The sequence below is a fragment of the Ruminococcus sp. NATIVEDY160 genome (assembly GCF_045819885.1).
GTDB lineage: Bacteria > Bacillota > Clostridia > Oscillospirales > Acutalibacteraceae > Ruminococcoides.
In genome coordinates this window covers 1,434,645-1,448,829 of the sequence record NZ_CP162391.1, presented here as the reverse complement: position 1 = coordinate 1,448,829, position 14,185 = coordinate 1,434,645, and the positions used below count along the sequence as shown (strand labels likewise).

Sequence of the window (14,185 nt, the reverse complement as noted above, 5' to 3'; positions counted from 1 at the left end):
CGTTGAGCACCTCAGCAGAAAACAAATCATTTCCCATTGTTTACAACCTCCTCTACCGTGATTCCGTCGTGTGACGACAAATACCTTTTGGCTCCTTCGGCTGTCTCTCCGTCGGGAAAGCTCAGCAGCATACAGCCGAACGCTTTTCCGCCGACGCTCTTGGTGGAAGCGTACAGGATATTTGCCGCGATGCCTATTTCCGCCGCTAACTTTGCAATCAACGGCGTTTCTGTCGATTCCGAGTCGTTGAACACTACACGCAGCACGCGTTTTCCGTATTGGAGCTCGGCGACATTTTCCTCTTCACCGGGGAACACGAGGTGTTTTGCCGCCTCTGATTTTGGTGAGCTGAATATTTGATTGACCTCGCCCTGTTCGACAACCTCGCCGTTTTCAAGAATTGCCACACGGCTGCATATTTCCTCAATCACGCTCATCTGATGAGTAATGATGATGACGGTAATACCGAGCTTTTCGTTGATATCCTTGATTAAAGAGAGAATGGAACGCGTTGTTTTCGGATCGAGGGCAGAGGTCGCTTCGTCGCAGAGCAGCACCTTCGGGTTTGTCGCCAGAGCGCGCGCAATGGCAACACGCTGCTGCTGACCGCCCGAAAGACGTGAGGGATAGGCGTTAGCCTTGTCGCTGAGTCCGACGAGCTCAAGCAGCTCAAGAGCCCGTTTTTTTGCTTCCTTTTTGCCGACGCCGTCGAGCTCCAGCGGAAAGCAGACGTTTTTCAGACAGGTGCGCTGCATCAAAAGGTTGAAGCCCTGAAAAATCATCGTCACGCTGCGGCGAAGCTTGCGCAGTTCACGTCTCCCGAGCGTGCCGACATCTACGCCGTCAATCACCACGCTGCCTTCGCTGGGACGCTCGAGCATATTGATACAGCGAACCAAAGTGCTTTTTCCAGCGCCGCTCATTCCGATGATACCGAAAATATCACCGTCGCTGACAGAGATGTTGACGTTTTTCAGTGCCTGGAATGTGCCGTCAGCCGTGGAGAAGGTTTTGGACAGGTTTTTAATCTCAATCATAACTGTCGCCTTTCTGATAGTTTATACAAGTATGCGCCGATCGAAGCAGTACGGTCGGCGCAGAGTTTTATATGATTATTTTAAGGCGTCAAGAGTTGTTTGCTTTCCGCCGTAGAGTCCGAGAGGTTCAACGTGAATTGTCGAAATTGAAACGAGCTTTGTGCCGTTTTCAGCGTTGAAGTCATCAAGATAGGGGAGATGCTGGAAGTAGTTTGCGTCAAGCTCGCCGCTGTCAACTACGTTGTTGGGCTGAACATAATCGGTGTACTCCTTGATGTCAAGAGTGATTTCCTTCTCTGCGAGAATGTCCTTGACAACAGAGAGAATCTCTGCATGCGGTGTAGGAGAAGCTGCGATGGTTACTTTTTCGCCCTTGAGTGCTGCGTAATCAATGGAATCATCAAATCCGTTGGTGGTTTTTTCTACGACGCTTACAACAGAGCCGTCATACTTTTCTTTAATAAAGTCCGCTACCTTCTGGCTTTCGAGCGCTGCTTTTAATGCTAGGAGTTTCGGTTCTTTCTCGTTGCCCTCCTTGACGACAAGGATGTTGCCGTATGCGGATGCTGAACCTTCAATACCGAGCGAATCCTTGACGGGATTCAGACCTGCTTCAATCGCGTAGTTTGAATTGATGATCGCGTAGTCAACGTCCTGACGTGCGTTGGGAACCTGAGCGGCTTCTACTTCCTTGAATTCGAGGTTGTGGGCGTTTTCGGCGATATCCTTCGGTGTTGCGGTAATTCCTGCACCGTCCTTGAGCTTGATGTAGCCAAGCTCCTGTAAGAGCAGAAGCGCACGAGCTTCGTTTGTGGTATCATTCGGGATCGCGATTGTAAGCTTTTCGGCAGAGGTGCTGACCGCTGATGTCGCTTTGTCGGAAGAAGCAGATGAATCAGATGATTCGGTTTTGTTTGAGCAGCCTGCAAAAGCTATTGCTGATGTCAGAACCAGTGCGGCTGCTGTAAGAATTGCGGTTATTTTTTTCATGATAATAAATCCTTTCTATACTCCGAATTGTTTTGTTTATAATCGTTTTGGTTTGTCATCAACACATTCGCCCGAACCGAAAGTTCAGACGAAGCAAATGAGGAAACTGTAGTTCCATGATTCTCACTCCATCTTCATTTCATAGTGGATAAGTAGGTCTTACAGCTGTCATTATACAACCAAAGTCTGCTGTTGTCCAATTCGAAATATCTATACCGAGCAATAGGATACCACTATAACTGTTTTAGAAAAAAGCACAGAAACAAAATAAATACCGCACAACTTGCTGCTTGCAAATTGTACGGTATGAAATGATTTTACAGCTCGGAGCAAAACTCGACCTTTTTGCCTTCAAGAATCATGTTGGTTGTGCGGACAGCGCACATCTTGCCGCACATGGAGCAGGTGTGGCGGTCGGCAGGCGGAGTGCTCTCAAAGTACGCACGAGCCTTTTCAGGGTCAATCGCGTGTTTGAACATCTCATCCCAGTCAACCTTGTGACGGGCGTCCGCCATAGCGTCGTCCTGTTCTCTCGCGTGAGGAACGCCCTTTGCGATGTCCGCAGCGTGAGCCGCGATACGGCTGGCGATAATGCCTTCCTTTACGTCGCTCAGATCGGGCAGCCTGAGATGCTCGGCAGGGGTTACGTAACAGAGAAAATCAGCGCCGCTCGCAGCAGCAATTGCACCGCCGATTGCGGAGGTGATGTGGTCGTAGCCGGGAGCGATGTCGGTTACCAGCGGACCGAGAACGTAGAACGGAGCGTTATGACAAAGCCGTTTTTGCAGCTTCATGTTCGCTTCAATTTCGTTCATTGCCATGTGACCGGGACCTTCGACCATTACCTGAACGTCCTTTTCCCATGCGCGCTTTGTCAGATTTCCAAGCTCAATCAGCTCAGAAATCTGTCCTGCGTCAGTGCTGTCGTCAATGCAGCCGGGGCGGAGAGCGTCGCCAAGGCTGATGGTAACATCGAATTCGCGTAGAATATCAAGCACCTCGTCGTAGTGCTCAAAGAACGGGTTTTCGTTTCCTGTCATCATCATCCATGCAAACAGGAGAGAGCCGCCTCTGGATACGATGTTCATTTTTCTTTTGTCGCGCATGAATGCTTCCACAGCGCGGCGGTTGATACCCGCGTGAATCGTCATGAAGTCAACGCCTTCCTCGGCGTGAGCGCGAACTACCCTCAGAAAGTCCTCTGCGGTGATGTCGAGCAGATCTTTCTCGAGATAACCGATCGCGTCGTACATCGGTACGGTGCCGATCATTGCGGGAGATTTTTCTATAAGCTGACGGCGGAAGGTGTTGGTCTTGCCGTAGTTGCTCAAGTCCATGATCGCTTCCGCGCCGAATCTGATTGCCATATCAACTTTCTGCATCTCGACCGAGTAATCCTTGCAGTCGCCCGAAATACCGAGGTTTACGTTGATTTTGGTGCGCAGACCCATACCTATACCCTCGGGGGAGATCGAGGAATGACGCACATTGCAGGGAATCGCGATAACGCCCTGCGCGACTCTCTCGCGCAGCGGCTCAACGTCCATGTCCTCTTTGGCGGCGACAATTTCCATTTCGGGAGTGATAATGCCTTTTTTGGCGGCTTCCATTTGCGTATAGTATTGTTTCATTTCAGTGGTTCCTTTCAGTCAGAATATTTATTGTTCAGCGCAAACGCGTGGTTCATGGGACCGCTGCCTTTACCTAAATCGAGCATAGCGGCAAGAGCGCCCGAAATATAATCCTTGGCGCGTTCAACAGACTTTTCCAAAGTGTAACCCTTGGCAAGATTTGCTGCTATCGCGCTTGACAGCGTGCAGCCTGTGCCGTGGGTGTTTGGATTGTCGATGCGTTTTCCCTCAAACCAACGGAGCGTACCGTTTGAGTAAAGCAGGTCATTTGCGTCATTCACGCAATGACCTCCCTTGAGCAGTACCGCGCAGCCATAGGATTTGCCGAGCTGTTCGGCGGCTTTCTCCATATCGGCGCTGCTGTGTATCTCCATTCCCGACAAAACCTGAGCTTCGGGAATGTTTGGCGTAATGAGTGTGGCGAGAGGAAGCAGTTCCTCTGTCATAGTGCTAACAGCGTCGGTCTTTATCAGGGCTGCGTTGCTTGTGGATACCATGACCGGGTCGACAACGATGTTCATCGCCTTGCAACAATGGAGCCTGTCCGCAATAACGCGAATCAGGTCCGAGCTTGCGACCATACCGATTTTGACCGCGTCGGGGAAGATGTCCTCGAATACCGCGTCGAGCTGCTGACGGAGAAATTCGGGAGTCGCCTCCTGAATCGCCCTCACGCCGAGCGTATTCTGCGCGGTCAAAGCGGTGACGGCGGTCATGGCATACACGCCGTTCATTGTCATGGTTTTGATATCTGCCTGAATACCGGCGCCTCCGCAGGAATCGCTTCCCGCGATTGATAATGCAGTTCTCATATTTTCTCCTCACATTATTTTTGTTGAGCGACGGAAGGTGGTGCCCCCGATCCGCCGCTGTTTTTTATGAATGAACCAAAGCAGTCGCCTTGGCTTTTAACTCTTTAGCTGCCTGCGTAATATCCTTCGCGCCGAAAACCGCCGATACCACCGCGATCCCTGAAAGGGTGCCGCAGTCGATCTGCGAAATGTTACCAAGCGTAATGCCGCCGATTGCGACGGCAGGAATCGACACAGCTGAGGTGATTTCACGAAGCTGAGCGTTTGTGATACGCACGGCGTTTTGCTTGGTAGGTGAAGGGAATACCGCGCCGACGCCGATATAATCCGCTCCTGCCAGTTCGGCGGCGGTTGCCTGTTCAACGGTTTTTGCCGTCGCGCCTATGATAAAGTCATTGCCTGCCTTTGCACGGATTTCGGCAACGGGCGTATCCTCAATACCGACATGCACACCGTCCGCACTGCAGCGCAAAGCGAGCTCGACGTTGTCGTTGATAATCAGCGGAACGCCGTAGGAATGACAAAGCTCCTTGATTTCCAGAGCCTCCGTCATAAGCTCCTCGTCACTCAAATGCTTTTCGCGCAGCTGCAAGATTGTAACGCCGCCTTCGAGCGCTTCCTTTACCATCTCGATCAGCGGTCTTTGACGGTTGCAGTACTCCTCGGTAATGGCGTATAAAAGCAGCATATCCTTATGAAATCGCATTGTGTAATTCCTCCATCAATATTTCGGGGTTCTCGGACTTCATGAAGCCGCTCATGATACAAGCGCCGTCCGCGCCTGAACGCATGAGCTCAGCGATATTCCGAGCGGTAATACCTCCCAGCGCGTATACATCTATATTGACGCTTTCGCAAATCTCACGCAAAAACTCTACGCCTTTTCCCGGCAAGCCCTTTTTGCAATCAGTTTCAAAAACATTACTTGCGGTGATATAGGTGCACCCGAGCCGCTCGGCTTCCTTCGCTTCTTCAACAGAATGGCAGGACGCGCCTAAGACAGAAAAGTACGCGCGCTCTCTATCCGAAAGATGTCTGAGCATGGGCATGGGTAAATGAATCGCTTTGTGACTGAGCGCCTTTGCCGCGTTGGGAAAGCTGTGAAGAATCAGCAGCGTTTGCTGCTTTTCACATATAGCTTTTGTTTGTTCCGCAAGGCGCAGATAATCCGCTTCCGACAAACCCTTTTCGCGCAGAATAACAGCGTCGGGGTGAGCCGCTGCGACAGCTTCGAGATGACCGATAAAGTCCTTGCCGCACAGAAGGCGGTTTGTGATACATATTATCTTACACATATAAATAATCGTTCAGCACAGGCTGCAGGCCTTCGCCTGTAATATCTGAATACATAGCTGACAGACTGCGGCTGTCGCTGATTTCAAACTGTTCGTCGCCCTGCTGTCCGTCCGCTTCAGTGCCGCTGTACTTGCTCTCATGGTCTCCGATGCCTGTCGATACGCCCGCGGAAACCTTTGTCGCGGCAATTTTTACGATACCGTTGCGGAATTCTGCGCTTTCACGCGAGGAAACCGTGATGCCGACATACGGCAGAAAAATTCTGTAGGCGCAGAGAATCTGGCACAGCTGCGTTTCGTGAACGTCCAGAGGGCTGATTTTGTCGTTGTTGATAATCGGGCGCAGTCGGGGGCAGGAAAGCGACATTTCCGCATATGGATACTTTCTCTGCAGATAATAGACGTGCAGGGCGGAAGCCAGCGCGTCCTTTCTGAAATCGGAAAGCCCAAGCAGAGCGGAGAATGCAACGCCTCTCATGCCGCCGCGAAGCGCGCGCTCCTGCGCGTCAAAGCGGTAAGGCCAGACGCGCTTGTGACCAAAAAGATGAAGCGTTTCGTATTTGTCGGCGTCGTAGGTTTCCTGAAAAACGGTGACATAGTCCGCTCCGCATTCGTGCAGATAGCGGTACTCGTCTGTATTTACAGGATAGATTTCCAGTCCGACCATGCGGAAATACTTCCGCGCGAGCTTGCAGGCTTCGCCAATGTATTCGACGTTGCTTTGTCCGCGGCTTTCGCCGGTGAGAAGAAGGATCTCCTCCATTCCGCTCTGTGCGATGACCTGCATTTCGTGTTCTATCTGTTCCATGCTCAGCTTCATGCGGCTGATTTTGTTGTAGCAGTTAAAGCCGCAGTAGACGCAGTAGTTTTCGCAGTAATTCGCGATGTACAGCGGCGTGAACATATAGACCGTGTTGCCGAAGTGCTTGCCTGTTTCAAGACGCGCCCGCTGTGCCATCTGTTCCAGAAACGGTTCGGCGGCAGGGGAAAGGAGCGCTTTGAAATCCTCAATCGTGCAGGTTTCGTGTTCAAGCGCGGCTTTTACGTCCTTTGCAGTGTACTTTGTGTAGTCGTAGGATTTCATCTGCGAGATGACGTTCTCGCACACGTCGGATTCGATAATCTCCATTTCTTCCATATATGCCATATGGTCTGTTCTTGATGAAGGGTCGGTTTCCAGACGGTGCTTGCGTTTGAGCGCTTCCTCTGAAAGAGAATCGGAATCAACTAAAAATCGGTTTTCCATTTCATTCTCCCTCAGTCATGCAGAAATCCCGTCAGAGGATCGGAAGCGGAAGCGCCTCGGGTGAGCACTCTGCCCAAGCCCGAGAGATACGCCTTTCTGCCTGCCTCGATTGCCTGACGGAAGGCTGCCGCCATTAATGGCAAATCGCCCGCGGTTGCAAGAGCGGTGTTTGCCATGACCGCCGCAGCGCCCATTTCCATCGCTTCGCACGCCTGAGAGGGCTTGCCGATGCCCGCGTCAACGATGATGGGTAAATCGATTTCATCAATCAGTATCTGAATGAAATCCTTTGTGGCAAGTCCCTTGTTGGAGCCGATAGGAGAGGCAAGAGGCATAACCGCCGCCGCGCCTGCGCTGACCAAGTCGCGCGCAACATTGAGGTCGGGATACATGTACGGCAGAACGACAAAGCCGTCGTTTGCAAGCGTTTCAGTCGCTATGATCGTCTCCTGATTGTCTGGAAGAAGATATTTGGAGTCGCGCATGATCTCTACCTTTACAAAATTGCCGCAGCCCAGCTCGCGCGCAAGTTTGGCAATTCTGACCGCTTCCTTTGCGTTTCTCGCGCCGCTTGTGTTGGGCAGCAGGGTAACGTTTTTCGGGATAAAATCGAGAATGTTCTCTCCGTCTTTGGTATTGGCGCGCCTTACTGCAAGCGTGATGATTTCAGCGCCTGCGTCTTTGATTGCCGCTTCAATCAGGTTCAGAGAGTATTTACCCGAGCCGAGAATAAAACGCGAGTTGAATTCGTGACCGCCGAGTATCAGTTTATCGTTATTCATATTTTGACCTTCTTTCGTTATACTTCATATTCCTCTGCCAGCACGCGCAAAACCGTGTGCGCCTGATGAGCCGCACACAGCATTACGCGGCTTGCAAACAGGCCGTCGCTTTCTCCTACGCCGTTAACGCCGTCGCCGCAGAGATAAAAGCGTTTGCTGACGCGTTTTGTCTTGATCAGATTCGGACTGTCGGTACCTGCCATGCCTGACGCGGCAACGTAGAACTTTTGCGGCAGCTTCTCTAATACGAGATTGCACAGCATTGCCTTTGCCTGCGGATTATCAAACGCCTCACAGATCACATCTGCCTGTGACAGCAGGGTAAGGGCATTTTCCTCAGTCAGACGTATGGTGTGTGCTTCTGTCCGGATATATGGATTGATCTCGCACAGGTTTTCTACTATCGCGTCGGTTTTGTATTTGCCGATTTGCGAGGCTTTATATTGCTGACGGTGGAGATTGGATAGATCCACACTGTCAAAGTCGATCAGAATCAGCATGCCGATTCCGGCTCTTGCGAGTGCTGTCGCGATATTTGAGCCTAAGCCGCCCAGACCGCATACGGCGACGACCGATGAAGAAAAGACCTTTTGCAGCTTTTCACCGTGTCGAGCGGCAAAGGCATTCTGCCATTCTTCTTTGGTAGGCATATTAACCTCCTCCCACAAAGCTGACGACCTCGAGGACATCGCCGTCTTTGAGCACGGTTTCTCCGTATTGCGGCTTGGGCAGAATATCCTCGTTAAGTTCAACCGCAATCGTCTGAGGATTGAAGTTTGCTTCTTCGAGATACTGACTGACTGTCTTTCCGTCTGCAGACGTGTTTTTTCCGTTGATTAAAACCATTTTGTAACCTCCTTGCAAGAAAAAACGGAGCACCGCCGATTTGGCAGTACTCCGCAACAATTCTAAGGTATATCCCTACGTTGGCATTATCCAAATCAGGTTACCGGTCGGAGGTAGTACCTCCCTCTCAGCCTGTCACACAAGCTCCCGTTTGTTCAAGGCTATTATACACCCTTTTGTTGAAAAGTCAAGTGCATCAGGAAATATTTCAATTGAAAAATTATGTATGCAATTATATCACACAGAACTATTGACAAATAGAAATATATCGATATAATAAAGCATAGTAATCTTATATGAATTATCATATAAAGAAATGAAAGGCAAGGAAAACTGTCCTCCGCACCGCATCCGGGAGACAGAGCTCGACGAGATCATCTGCGGAGAAATCAGCAATGTCAAGGAACAAGCGGCACAGCTTTATGAAAACATCGACGGCGAGGTTCGAAAGTGGCTGAAGAAAAAGAGCACGGTCACGGGCAAAATCCGTCAGCTCAACGCCGAGCTTGAACAGAGAAAGAATGACCAGAAAGAAATTCTGCTGGAGAGAATCCGCGACAGGGAACACGCTTCTGTCTATGATGAAATGCTCTCAGCATGTGAAAGCGACATCAAAAAAATCGAGCAGGAGCTTTATGATATTCAGCACTACAGCGAAACAATCAAAAAGCGCAAATCCGAAATGAAGCGAACCGTGGAGCTGATTGACGAAATCATCAAGGAGGGGGAGATCAGCGACGCGAATCTCAGGCAGCTTATTGATAAAATACTGATCTATGAAACGAGCGAAGGATTACGAATACAGGTCAATCTCAGGGCGGCCTTCACCGAACACATGATCATACTTGACGAGCTTGGCAAACAAAATGCCGACCTCAAAGTTGAAGGGAAATACAATTACCAAAATTCTTACCCAACAGGAGTATTGTGGCGATATTATTAACTTCAAGACGTATTCTAAATCATATAAGAATAAGAAACGCTATGATAATCCCAAAGAAAATTGGGTTATATTCAAGGATGTTCACGAGCCGATTATCAACCGTGATGATTTTGAGTTGGTGCAGACGCTTGTCGTAAAGACAAAGCGCCGTGCTCCTAAACAGGAAAACGGCGAGAAAAATATGTTTTGTGATTTTCTCTATTGCGCCGATTGCGGCAGTAACATACCCGATATTAACGAAAATTCTGTCGGAATTTGGCTTTGCTCCGAGATTATATAGTTTTTCTTCAATAGAACGATTCAGCTTATCTAAAATGAATCCAGAAGATGAACTTAAAAGATTGTTGCATTATTACATTGAATCCGGATTTCCAGTTGCACTTAATTTGTCACCTGTTGGAGGAAATGGTTCGGGACATTCTGTCGTATGTATAGGGCATGGAAAAATCGAAGCATCACATGTGCAAAAGGCAATTCGGAATAAATGGATTCCATGGAAGCATAGAGAAAAATGCCATCCAATTATTAACTCAGCTGATTTCTTTGAAGACTATATTGTTATTGATGATAATCAACCAATATATCAAATCAAACCATTCCATAAACTATCTATTTACCCTGATATGCGAGTTGAATACATAGCGGTACCTTTGTATAAAAGGATGTTTTTAGATGCATCTGATGCAGCAGCTGTTGTAAGATCTGTATTGCATCACGAGCATTTTGGTATAGATGTGTGGGCAGGAGAATTCTTGAAACCCAAAGAAGATGTTGTTATTCGTTTATTTATGGCATCATCACGAAGTTTTAAAGAGTATCGATCTAATTCATTATGCAACAGGATTGCACGTGAAGTATATGCATCAATTCCCATGCCCCGATTCATATGGATTTGTGAACTGTATAGGATGGATGATTACTTTCAAAGCAAAGCATTTGGCGAGATAGTAATTGATGCTACGGCAGCATTAGGTACAGGTCATAGCGTTCAAAACATAATTTTGATGCATTATCCAGGCGTTTTGTGTATGCGTTCTCCTGAACAATCAAAACCAGAATTTGAAGATATGCTCGAATTAAAAAATGATGAATTATTCGAAGGATATAAAAAGAATTTGAGCATAATCAATCCATCTGAATAATATTATTATAACCATTGTTATATTATCTTTCAAAATAAACATGAAGATTTCAGATATTTCCAGATATTATTTATTATGAAAGTTGTTGACTTTTTCAAAGAACAAGGTTATAATATTCAATGCGGACGGACTATCGGAAATAACACAGCATTACGGTCGGAGATATTAGTATCGTTTGTACGACTATGAGGTAATTAATCATGAATTTTATTAAAACTATATCCAAGATAGCAAGCAGGAGTAATGGAGAAGCTGTTTTGAAAAAAGTTCCAGCAAGCAAAAAACCAACTGCAGATTCATTAAAAGGTTTAGAAATAGAAGTATCTGCACAAGTTAGTGCAAATGAGGCAATGCGTAGCAGGAGTATGCAAAGTGTTGTTAATACGGTAAGACGCGGATAGACTATTTATCTTTCATCGTTACGAACTTTTTAAGAAAGATAACACACATTCTACTACCTTAACTATTTACTAATCCCAACAAACACATTGTTTGTTGGGATTAACTTGTTTTAATTCAAAAGAGAAAGAAAGATACTGTAAAATGGCAGGGAGCGGTAAACCTCCTGCCTTGCACTTAACGAACATATCTATCAATCTTACTGTTGAAATTCGGATAAGCATAGAAAAAGACAAATCCGAACCCGTCCCCGACAGGGAGAAGGTTCGGATTATCTTCGCTTGGTGCAGGTAACAGGACTTGAACCTGCATGAAATTGCTTTCACATGGACCTGAACCATGCGCGTCTGCCAATTCCGCCATACCTGCATATTCACTTTGCGGTTTCTCAACCACAAATATTATTTTACCATAAAAAAGCCCGATTGTCAATGACAAATTCGGGCTTTTTTGAAAAAATCACTTATTTGTTCAGTCCGTCATACTTGCCGATATCGCAGAGCAGAATCTCGTGGCAGCCGAGCCTTGTGCTGAGCGGCGCGAGCTGCATATAGTCACCGTAGAGAAAACGCAGGTACTCGTCGTATTTCTTGGGAACAGGCAGCATATAGCCCTCAAAGTCAATATAAATCGCCTTGTCGAGCAAATCAGCCGGAAATACTCCGTTATAAACATTTCTTCCCATTCCGTCATACAGGAATTTGGCGTTCTTTTTTCTCTTAAAGAATGATATCGTGTGGTTCATCAGCCAAAGACTGAATCTGATGGGGAAGAGCTTTACGCAGAAATTCGTAACAGCGGTCTGGATTCTGCTGCCGTTTTCGGTTTTGCGGTGATTCCATTTGTTGAAAACAAGCGCGCGGGTGAAGATAGTCATAGCGAGGTGTATCTTCTGACCGAAGCACGAGTTTGCGGTTTTGTCGTGGCAGAAAATATCAAACGCAATGCCGTTGTGCATAGTCTTATGCTCTTTAGCAAATTCCGTGGCGAAGGCGGTACCGTTTACGCGCAGCTTGGAGAATTCATAAAAGCAGCTTTTGTCGGTTTTGTTTGACTGAAAGCTCATGTTCGCGGGCAGCTCGTCAGCGGCGATTTTGCAGAACTTGTCGTAGTCTTCGCGCAGCATCATAATGTCGGAGTCATCGTCCCACGGAATAAAGCCCTTGTGTCTGATCGCGCCGAGCAGGGTGCCGCCGCCGAGGAAATACTTAATATTGTGCTTGCGGCAAATTCTGTCCACCTCGAGCAGATAGGCGAGCTGGATTTGCTGAATCGCATCGAGCCGACCGTCGTGAGTGTTTGGAAGCTGCATGCCCTCGGTGGTTTTCATATAGCTCATAACGCACAGCTCCAGCGCGGTTTCGAGCTTTAACGCAGCAGGGCAGCCGTAGGTTTCGATTTTACCCGTTGCGACGGGCGAGTGGTTGAGCTCTTTGCCGTCAGTCAGCGCGATTATTGCCGCGTCGCCGTAAACATCATGGAGAACAGCGGCGATTGTCGCTGTAGAAACGGTTGAGTTTATACCCACTACGTTGTAGACTTGATTTCTGTCAAGCACGTTCATGGCGTAAATAATCGAGCGTAGCACGTCGGTAAGATAAACGAACGAGTATTTTTGCTTTGAGTTAAACAGCGAGGTTTCTTTGCCTTCAGCAACCGCCTCGAAGATCGGGTCGAGGAAGCTCTTGATTCCCGAGTGAGCGCCGAGAATGATGCCCGTGCGGAGGGTTGTCAGCTCAAAGCCGCGTGCTTTCTTTTCGCAGTTGAACATCGCTTCAACGGTTCTTAGAAGCTGATTTTCAGTGTTTGCCGCATCTGTGTTAACGATGTCCGCATACTCGTTTTCAGCGTAAATCCTGTGCGGCTTCGGGTTGCCGTAAACCCTGCTGTCGCTGAGCAGAACCAACGGCGCGTTTGTTTTTTGTGCTAAAGCTGAAATGACCTGCGCGAGCTTGATTTCTCTCCTGAAATCGGCTGTGAAATCGCTGACAGCTTCGTTACAGAAGCCTGTGTGGACAATGAAATCTGCTTTGTTTATTTCTGAAACAGAATTAAAATCTACGAAGTCAAAGTCCTCGCGTAGTATCAGTTCAGGGTAGAGGTCGTCGATCAGGCTTTTGTCCTGAGCGCAGAGCACGACCTTACAGCCGAGATTTCGTGTTTCGTTCTGGTAAATCAGCGCATAGCAAAGACAGCGGGCAAGAGAATGTCCGCTGACTACTATAGTTTTGTTTTTTAATTTTAAGATCTGTTCCTTTTCGACCTGGGGCATAGCCGCCCAGTCTGCCTGGAAATCGGTTAATTTATTTTTCATTATTTTTTCTTATTTTTCTGAGCTGCCTTGTAGTCCTGATAGACCTTGAGGGTTTCGTCTGTATTGCCGTCAAAAATAACGGTGCCTTTTCTCAGGTAAATCGAGCGCGGACAGATCTCGCGGACGGATTCGGCGTTGTGGCTTACGTAGAGAACCGTAGTGCCTGCCGAGATTATCTCCTTGATTTTGTCCTTGCACTTTCTCTTGAAGCTCGCGTCGCCGACGGAGAGAGCCTCGTCGACTACGAGTACATCGGGCTCGATGTTTACATTGATTGCGAAGCCCAGACGCATTTTCATACCGCTGGAGTATGTTCTGACGGGCTGGTCGATGTAGTCGCCGAGTTCGGCAAAATCAATGATACGCTCTTCAATCTGCTTGATATACGCGTCCTCAAGACCGAGAATATAGCCCTTGAGGTAGATATTCTCTCTGCCTGTCATCTCCATCGAGAAGCCCGCGGTCAGCTCAAGGAGCGCCGCGACCTTGCCGTTTACGATGATTTCGCCCTCATCGGGGAAGGCAACGCCCGTAATCATCTTGAGCAGGGTCGACTTACCTGCGCCGTTATCGCCGACGATGCCGACGGATTCGCCGCGGTAGATTTCAAAGGAAACGTCGTTGAGCGCTTTGTTGGTTTTAGGATTTCGCGGCTTGAAGAACAGCGCCTTGAAACGAGCCTGGTCATTTTTATAGAGAATATAGGTTTTGCTTACGTTTTTGAAAGTAATAATCGCCTCAGACATTG

Annotated in this window: 16 protein-coding genes, 1 tRNA gene and 1 riboswitch; of the genes, 4 read left to right on the top strand and 13 right to left on the bottom strand. The window is 48.1% G+C overall.

Features of this window, described 5'->3' with window-relative positions; translation table 11 throughout:
* Window positions 1-26 precede the first annotated feature (26 nt).
* From AB1I49_RS07110 to thiS, 10 genes are all read right to left on the bottom strand, one after another.
* Window positions 27-1,037 (bottom strand): methionine ABC transporter ATP-binding protein, encoded by a 1,011-nt coding sequence (locus AB1I49_RS07110; RefSeq protein WP_407720542.1) that lies wholly within the window; start codon window positions 1,035-1,037, stop codon window positions 27-29.
* A gap of 75 nt (window positions 1,038-1,112) precedes the next feature.
* Window positions 1,113-2,027: a MetQ/NlpA family ABC transporter substrate-binding protein gene (locus AB1I49_RS07105; protein WP_407720541.1), complete on the bottom strand. Its 915-nt coding sequence runs from the start codon at window positions 2,025-2,027 to the stop codon at window positions 1,113-1,115.
* Between the two features lie 317 nt (window positions 2,028-2,344).
* Window positions 2,345-3,658 (bottom strand): phosphomethylpyrimidine synthase ThiC, encoded by a 1,314-nt coding sequence (gene thiC / locus AB1I49_RS07100; protein ID WP_201428135.1) that lies wholly within the window; start codon window positions 3,656-3,658, stop codon window positions 2,345-2,347.
* Between the two features lie 14 nt (window positions 3,659-3,672).
* Window positions 3,673-4,470 (bottom strand): bifunctional hydroxymethylpyrimidine kinase/phosphomethylpyrimidine kinase, encoded by a 798-nt coding sequence (thiD, locus tag AB1I49_RS07095; RefSeq protein ID WP_407720540.1) that lies wholly within the window; start codon window positions 4,468-4,470, stop codon window positions 3,673-3,675.
* A 64-nt stretch (window positions 4,471-4,534) separates the two neighbouring features.
* Window positions 4,535-5,176 (bottom strand): thiamine phosphate synthase, encoded by a 642-nt coding sequence (gene thiE, locus AB1I49_RS07090; protein WP_201428133.1) that lies wholly within the window; start codon window positions 5,174-5,176, stop codon window positions 4,535-4,537.
* On the bottom strand, window positions 5,163-5,765 hold the full coding sequence (locus AB1I49_RS07085; RefSeq protein ID WP_201428132.1) for a thiamine phosphate synthase: 603 nt from the start codon (window positions 5,763-5,765) through the stop codon (window positions 5,163-5,165). The genes thiE and AB1I49_RS07085 overlap by 14 nt, the downstream gene beginning before the upstream one ends.
* A complete protein-coding gene (gene thiH, locus AB1I49_RS07080) occupies window positions 5,758-7,011 on the bottom strand; it encodes a 2-iminoacetate synthase ThiH (protein ID WP_407720539.1) in 1,254 nt (417 codons plus the stop codon). The genes AB1I49_RS07085 and thiH overlap by 8 nt, the downstream gene beginning before the upstream one ends.
* Window positions 7,012-7,022: 11 nt before the next feature.
* Window positions 7,023-7,793 carry a thiazole synthase gene (locus AB1I49_RS07075; protein ID WP_201428130.1) on the bottom strand — a complete coding sequence of 257 codons (771 nt, stop codon included), beginning with the start codon at window positions 7,791-7,793 and terminating at the stop codon, window positions 7,023-7,025.
* 17 nt (window positions 7,794-7,810) lie between these two features.
* Window positions 7,811-8,443, bottom strand: a complete 633-nt coding sequence (gene thiF / locus AB1I49_RS07070) for a thiamine biosynthesis protein ThiF (RefSeq protein ID WP_407720538.1) — start codon at window positions 8,441-8,443, stop codon at window positions 7,811-7,813.
* Between the two features lies 1 nt (window position 8,444).
* Window positions 8,445-8,639, bottom strand: coding sequence for a sulfur carrier protein ThiS (gene thiS / locus AB1I49_RS07065; RefSeq protein WP_201428128.1), 195 nt, complete (start codon window positions 8,637-8,639; stop codon window positions 8,445-8,447).
* Between the two features lie 55 nt (window positions 8,640-8,694).
* Window positions 8,695-8,800, bottom strand: a riboswitch (TPP riboswitch).
* A 155-nt stretch (window positions 8,801-8,955) separates the two neighbouring features.
* Between thiS and AB1I49_RS07060 the strand changes: the two genes are divergently transcribed.
* From AB1I49_RS07060 to AB1I49_RS07045, 4 genes are all read left to right on the top strand, one after another.
* The gene (locus AB1I49_RS07060; RefSeq protein WP_407720537.1) at window positions 8,956-9,582 is read left to right on the top strand and encodes a hypothetical protein; all 627 of its coding nucleotides are present in this window, start codon (window positions 8,956-8,958) and stop codon (window positions 9,580-9,582) included.
* On the top strand, window positions 9,506-9,862 hold the full coding sequence (locus AB1I49_RS07055; RefSeq protein WP_407720536.1) for a recombinase family protein: 357 nt from the start codon (window positions 9,506-9,508) through the stop codon (window positions 9,860-9,862). The genes AB1I49_RS07060 and AB1I49_RS07055 overlap by 77 nt, the downstream gene beginning before the upstream one ends.
* A complete protein-coding gene (locus tag AB1I49_RS07050; RefSeq protein ID WP_407721689.1) occupies window positions 9,771-10,724 on the top strand; it encodes a hypothetical protein in 954 nt (317 codons plus the stop codon). Before AB1I49_RS07055 ends, AB1I49_RS07050 begins: the two co-directional genes overlap by 92 nt.
* Window positions 10,725-10,924: 200 nt before the next feature.
* A complete protein-coding gene (locus AB1I49_RS07045) occupies window positions 10,925-11,125 on the top strand; it encodes a hypothetical protein (RefSeq protein WP_407720535.1) in 201 nt (66 codons plus the stop codon).
* A 280-nt stretch (window positions 11,126-11,405) separates the two neighbouring features.
* Here the strand turns inward: AB1I49_RS07045 and AB1I49_RS07040 are convergent.
* From AB1I49_RS07040 to AB1I49_RS07030, 3 genes are all read right to left on the bottom strand, one after another.
* A tRNA-Leu gene (locus tag AB1I49_RS07040) sits at window positions 11,406-11,492 on the bottom strand.
* Window positions 11,493-11,586: 94 nt separating this feature from the next.
* Window positions 11,587-13,437: a LicD family protein gene (locus AB1I49_RS07035; RefSeq protein ID WP_407720534.1), complete on the bottom strand. Its 1,851-nt coding sequence runs from the start codon at window positions 13,435-13,437 to the stop codon at window positions 11,587-11,589.
* A complete protein-coding gene (locus AB1I49_RS07030; RefSeq protein WP_201428856.1) occupies window positions 13,437-14,183 on the bottom strand; it encodes an ABC transporter ATP-binding protein in 747 nt (248 codons plus the stop codon). The genes AB1I49_RS07035 and AB1I49_RS07030 overlap by 1 nt, the downstream gene beginning before the upstream one ends.
* Window positions 14,184-14,185 lie beyond the last annotated feature (2 nt).

Bases quoted from the DNA above. Each gene is read 5' to 3' on its own strand.
- AB1I49_RS07075 (WP_201428130.1), bottom strand. From the start codon at position 7,793: ATGAATAACGATAAACTGATACTCGGCGGTCACGAATTCAACTCGCGT.
- thiH (WP_407720539.1), bottom strand. From the start codon at position 7,011: ATGGAAAACCGATTTTTAGTTGATTCCGATTCTCTTTCAGAGGAAGCG.
- AB1I49_RS07110 (WP_407720542.1), bottom strand. From the start codon at position 1,037: ATGATTGAGATTAAAAACCTGTCCAAAACCTTCTCCACGGCTGACGGC.
- AB1I49_RS07045 (WP_407720535.1), top strand. From the start codon at position 10,925: ATGAATTTTATTAAAACTATATCCAAGATAGCAAGCAGGAGTAATGGA.
- AB1I49_RS07060 (WP_407720537.1), top strand. From the start codon at position 8,956: ATGAAAGGCAAGGAAAACTGTCCTCCGCACCGCATCCGGGAGACAGAG.
- thiE (WP_201428133.1), bottom strand. From the start codon at position 5,176: ATGCGATTTCATAAGGATATGCTGCTTTTATACGCCATTACCGAGGAG.
- thiC (WP_201428135.1), bottom strand. From the start codon at position 3,658: ATGAAACAATACTATACGCAAATGGAAGCCGCCAAAAAAGGCATTATC.
- AB1I49_RS07085 (WP_201428132.1), bottom strand. From the start codon at position 5,765: ATGTGTAAGATAATATGTATCACAAACCGCCTTCTGTGCGGCAAGGAC.
- AB1I49_RS07105 (WP_407720541.1), bottom strand. From the start codon at position 2,027: ATGAAAAAAATAACCGCAATTCTTACAGCAGCCGCACTGGTTCTGACA.
- AB1I49_RS07055 (WP_407720536.1), top strand. From the start codon at position 9,506: ATGCCGACCTCAAAGTTGAAGGGAAATACAATTACCAAAATTCTTACC.
- thiS (WP_201428128.1), bottom strand. From the start codon at position 8,639: ATGGTTTTAATCAACGGAAAAAACACGTCTGCAGACGGAAAGACAGTC.
- thiF (WP_407720538.1), bottom strand. From the start codon at position 8,443: ATGCCTACCAAAGAAGAATGGCAGAATGCCTTTGCCGCTCGACACGGT.
- AB1I49_RS07035 (WP_407720534.1), bottom strand. From the start codon at position 13,437: ATGAAAAATAAATTAACCGATTTCCAGGCAGACTGGGCGGCTATGCCC.
- AB1I49_RS07030 (WP_201428856.1), bottom strand. From the start codon at position 14,183: ATGTCTGAGGCGATTATTACTTTCAAAAACGTAAGCAAAACCTATATT.
- thiD (WP_407720540.1), bottom strand. From the start codon at position 4,470: ATGAGAACTGCATTATCAATCGCGGGAAGCGATTCCTGCGGAGGCGCC.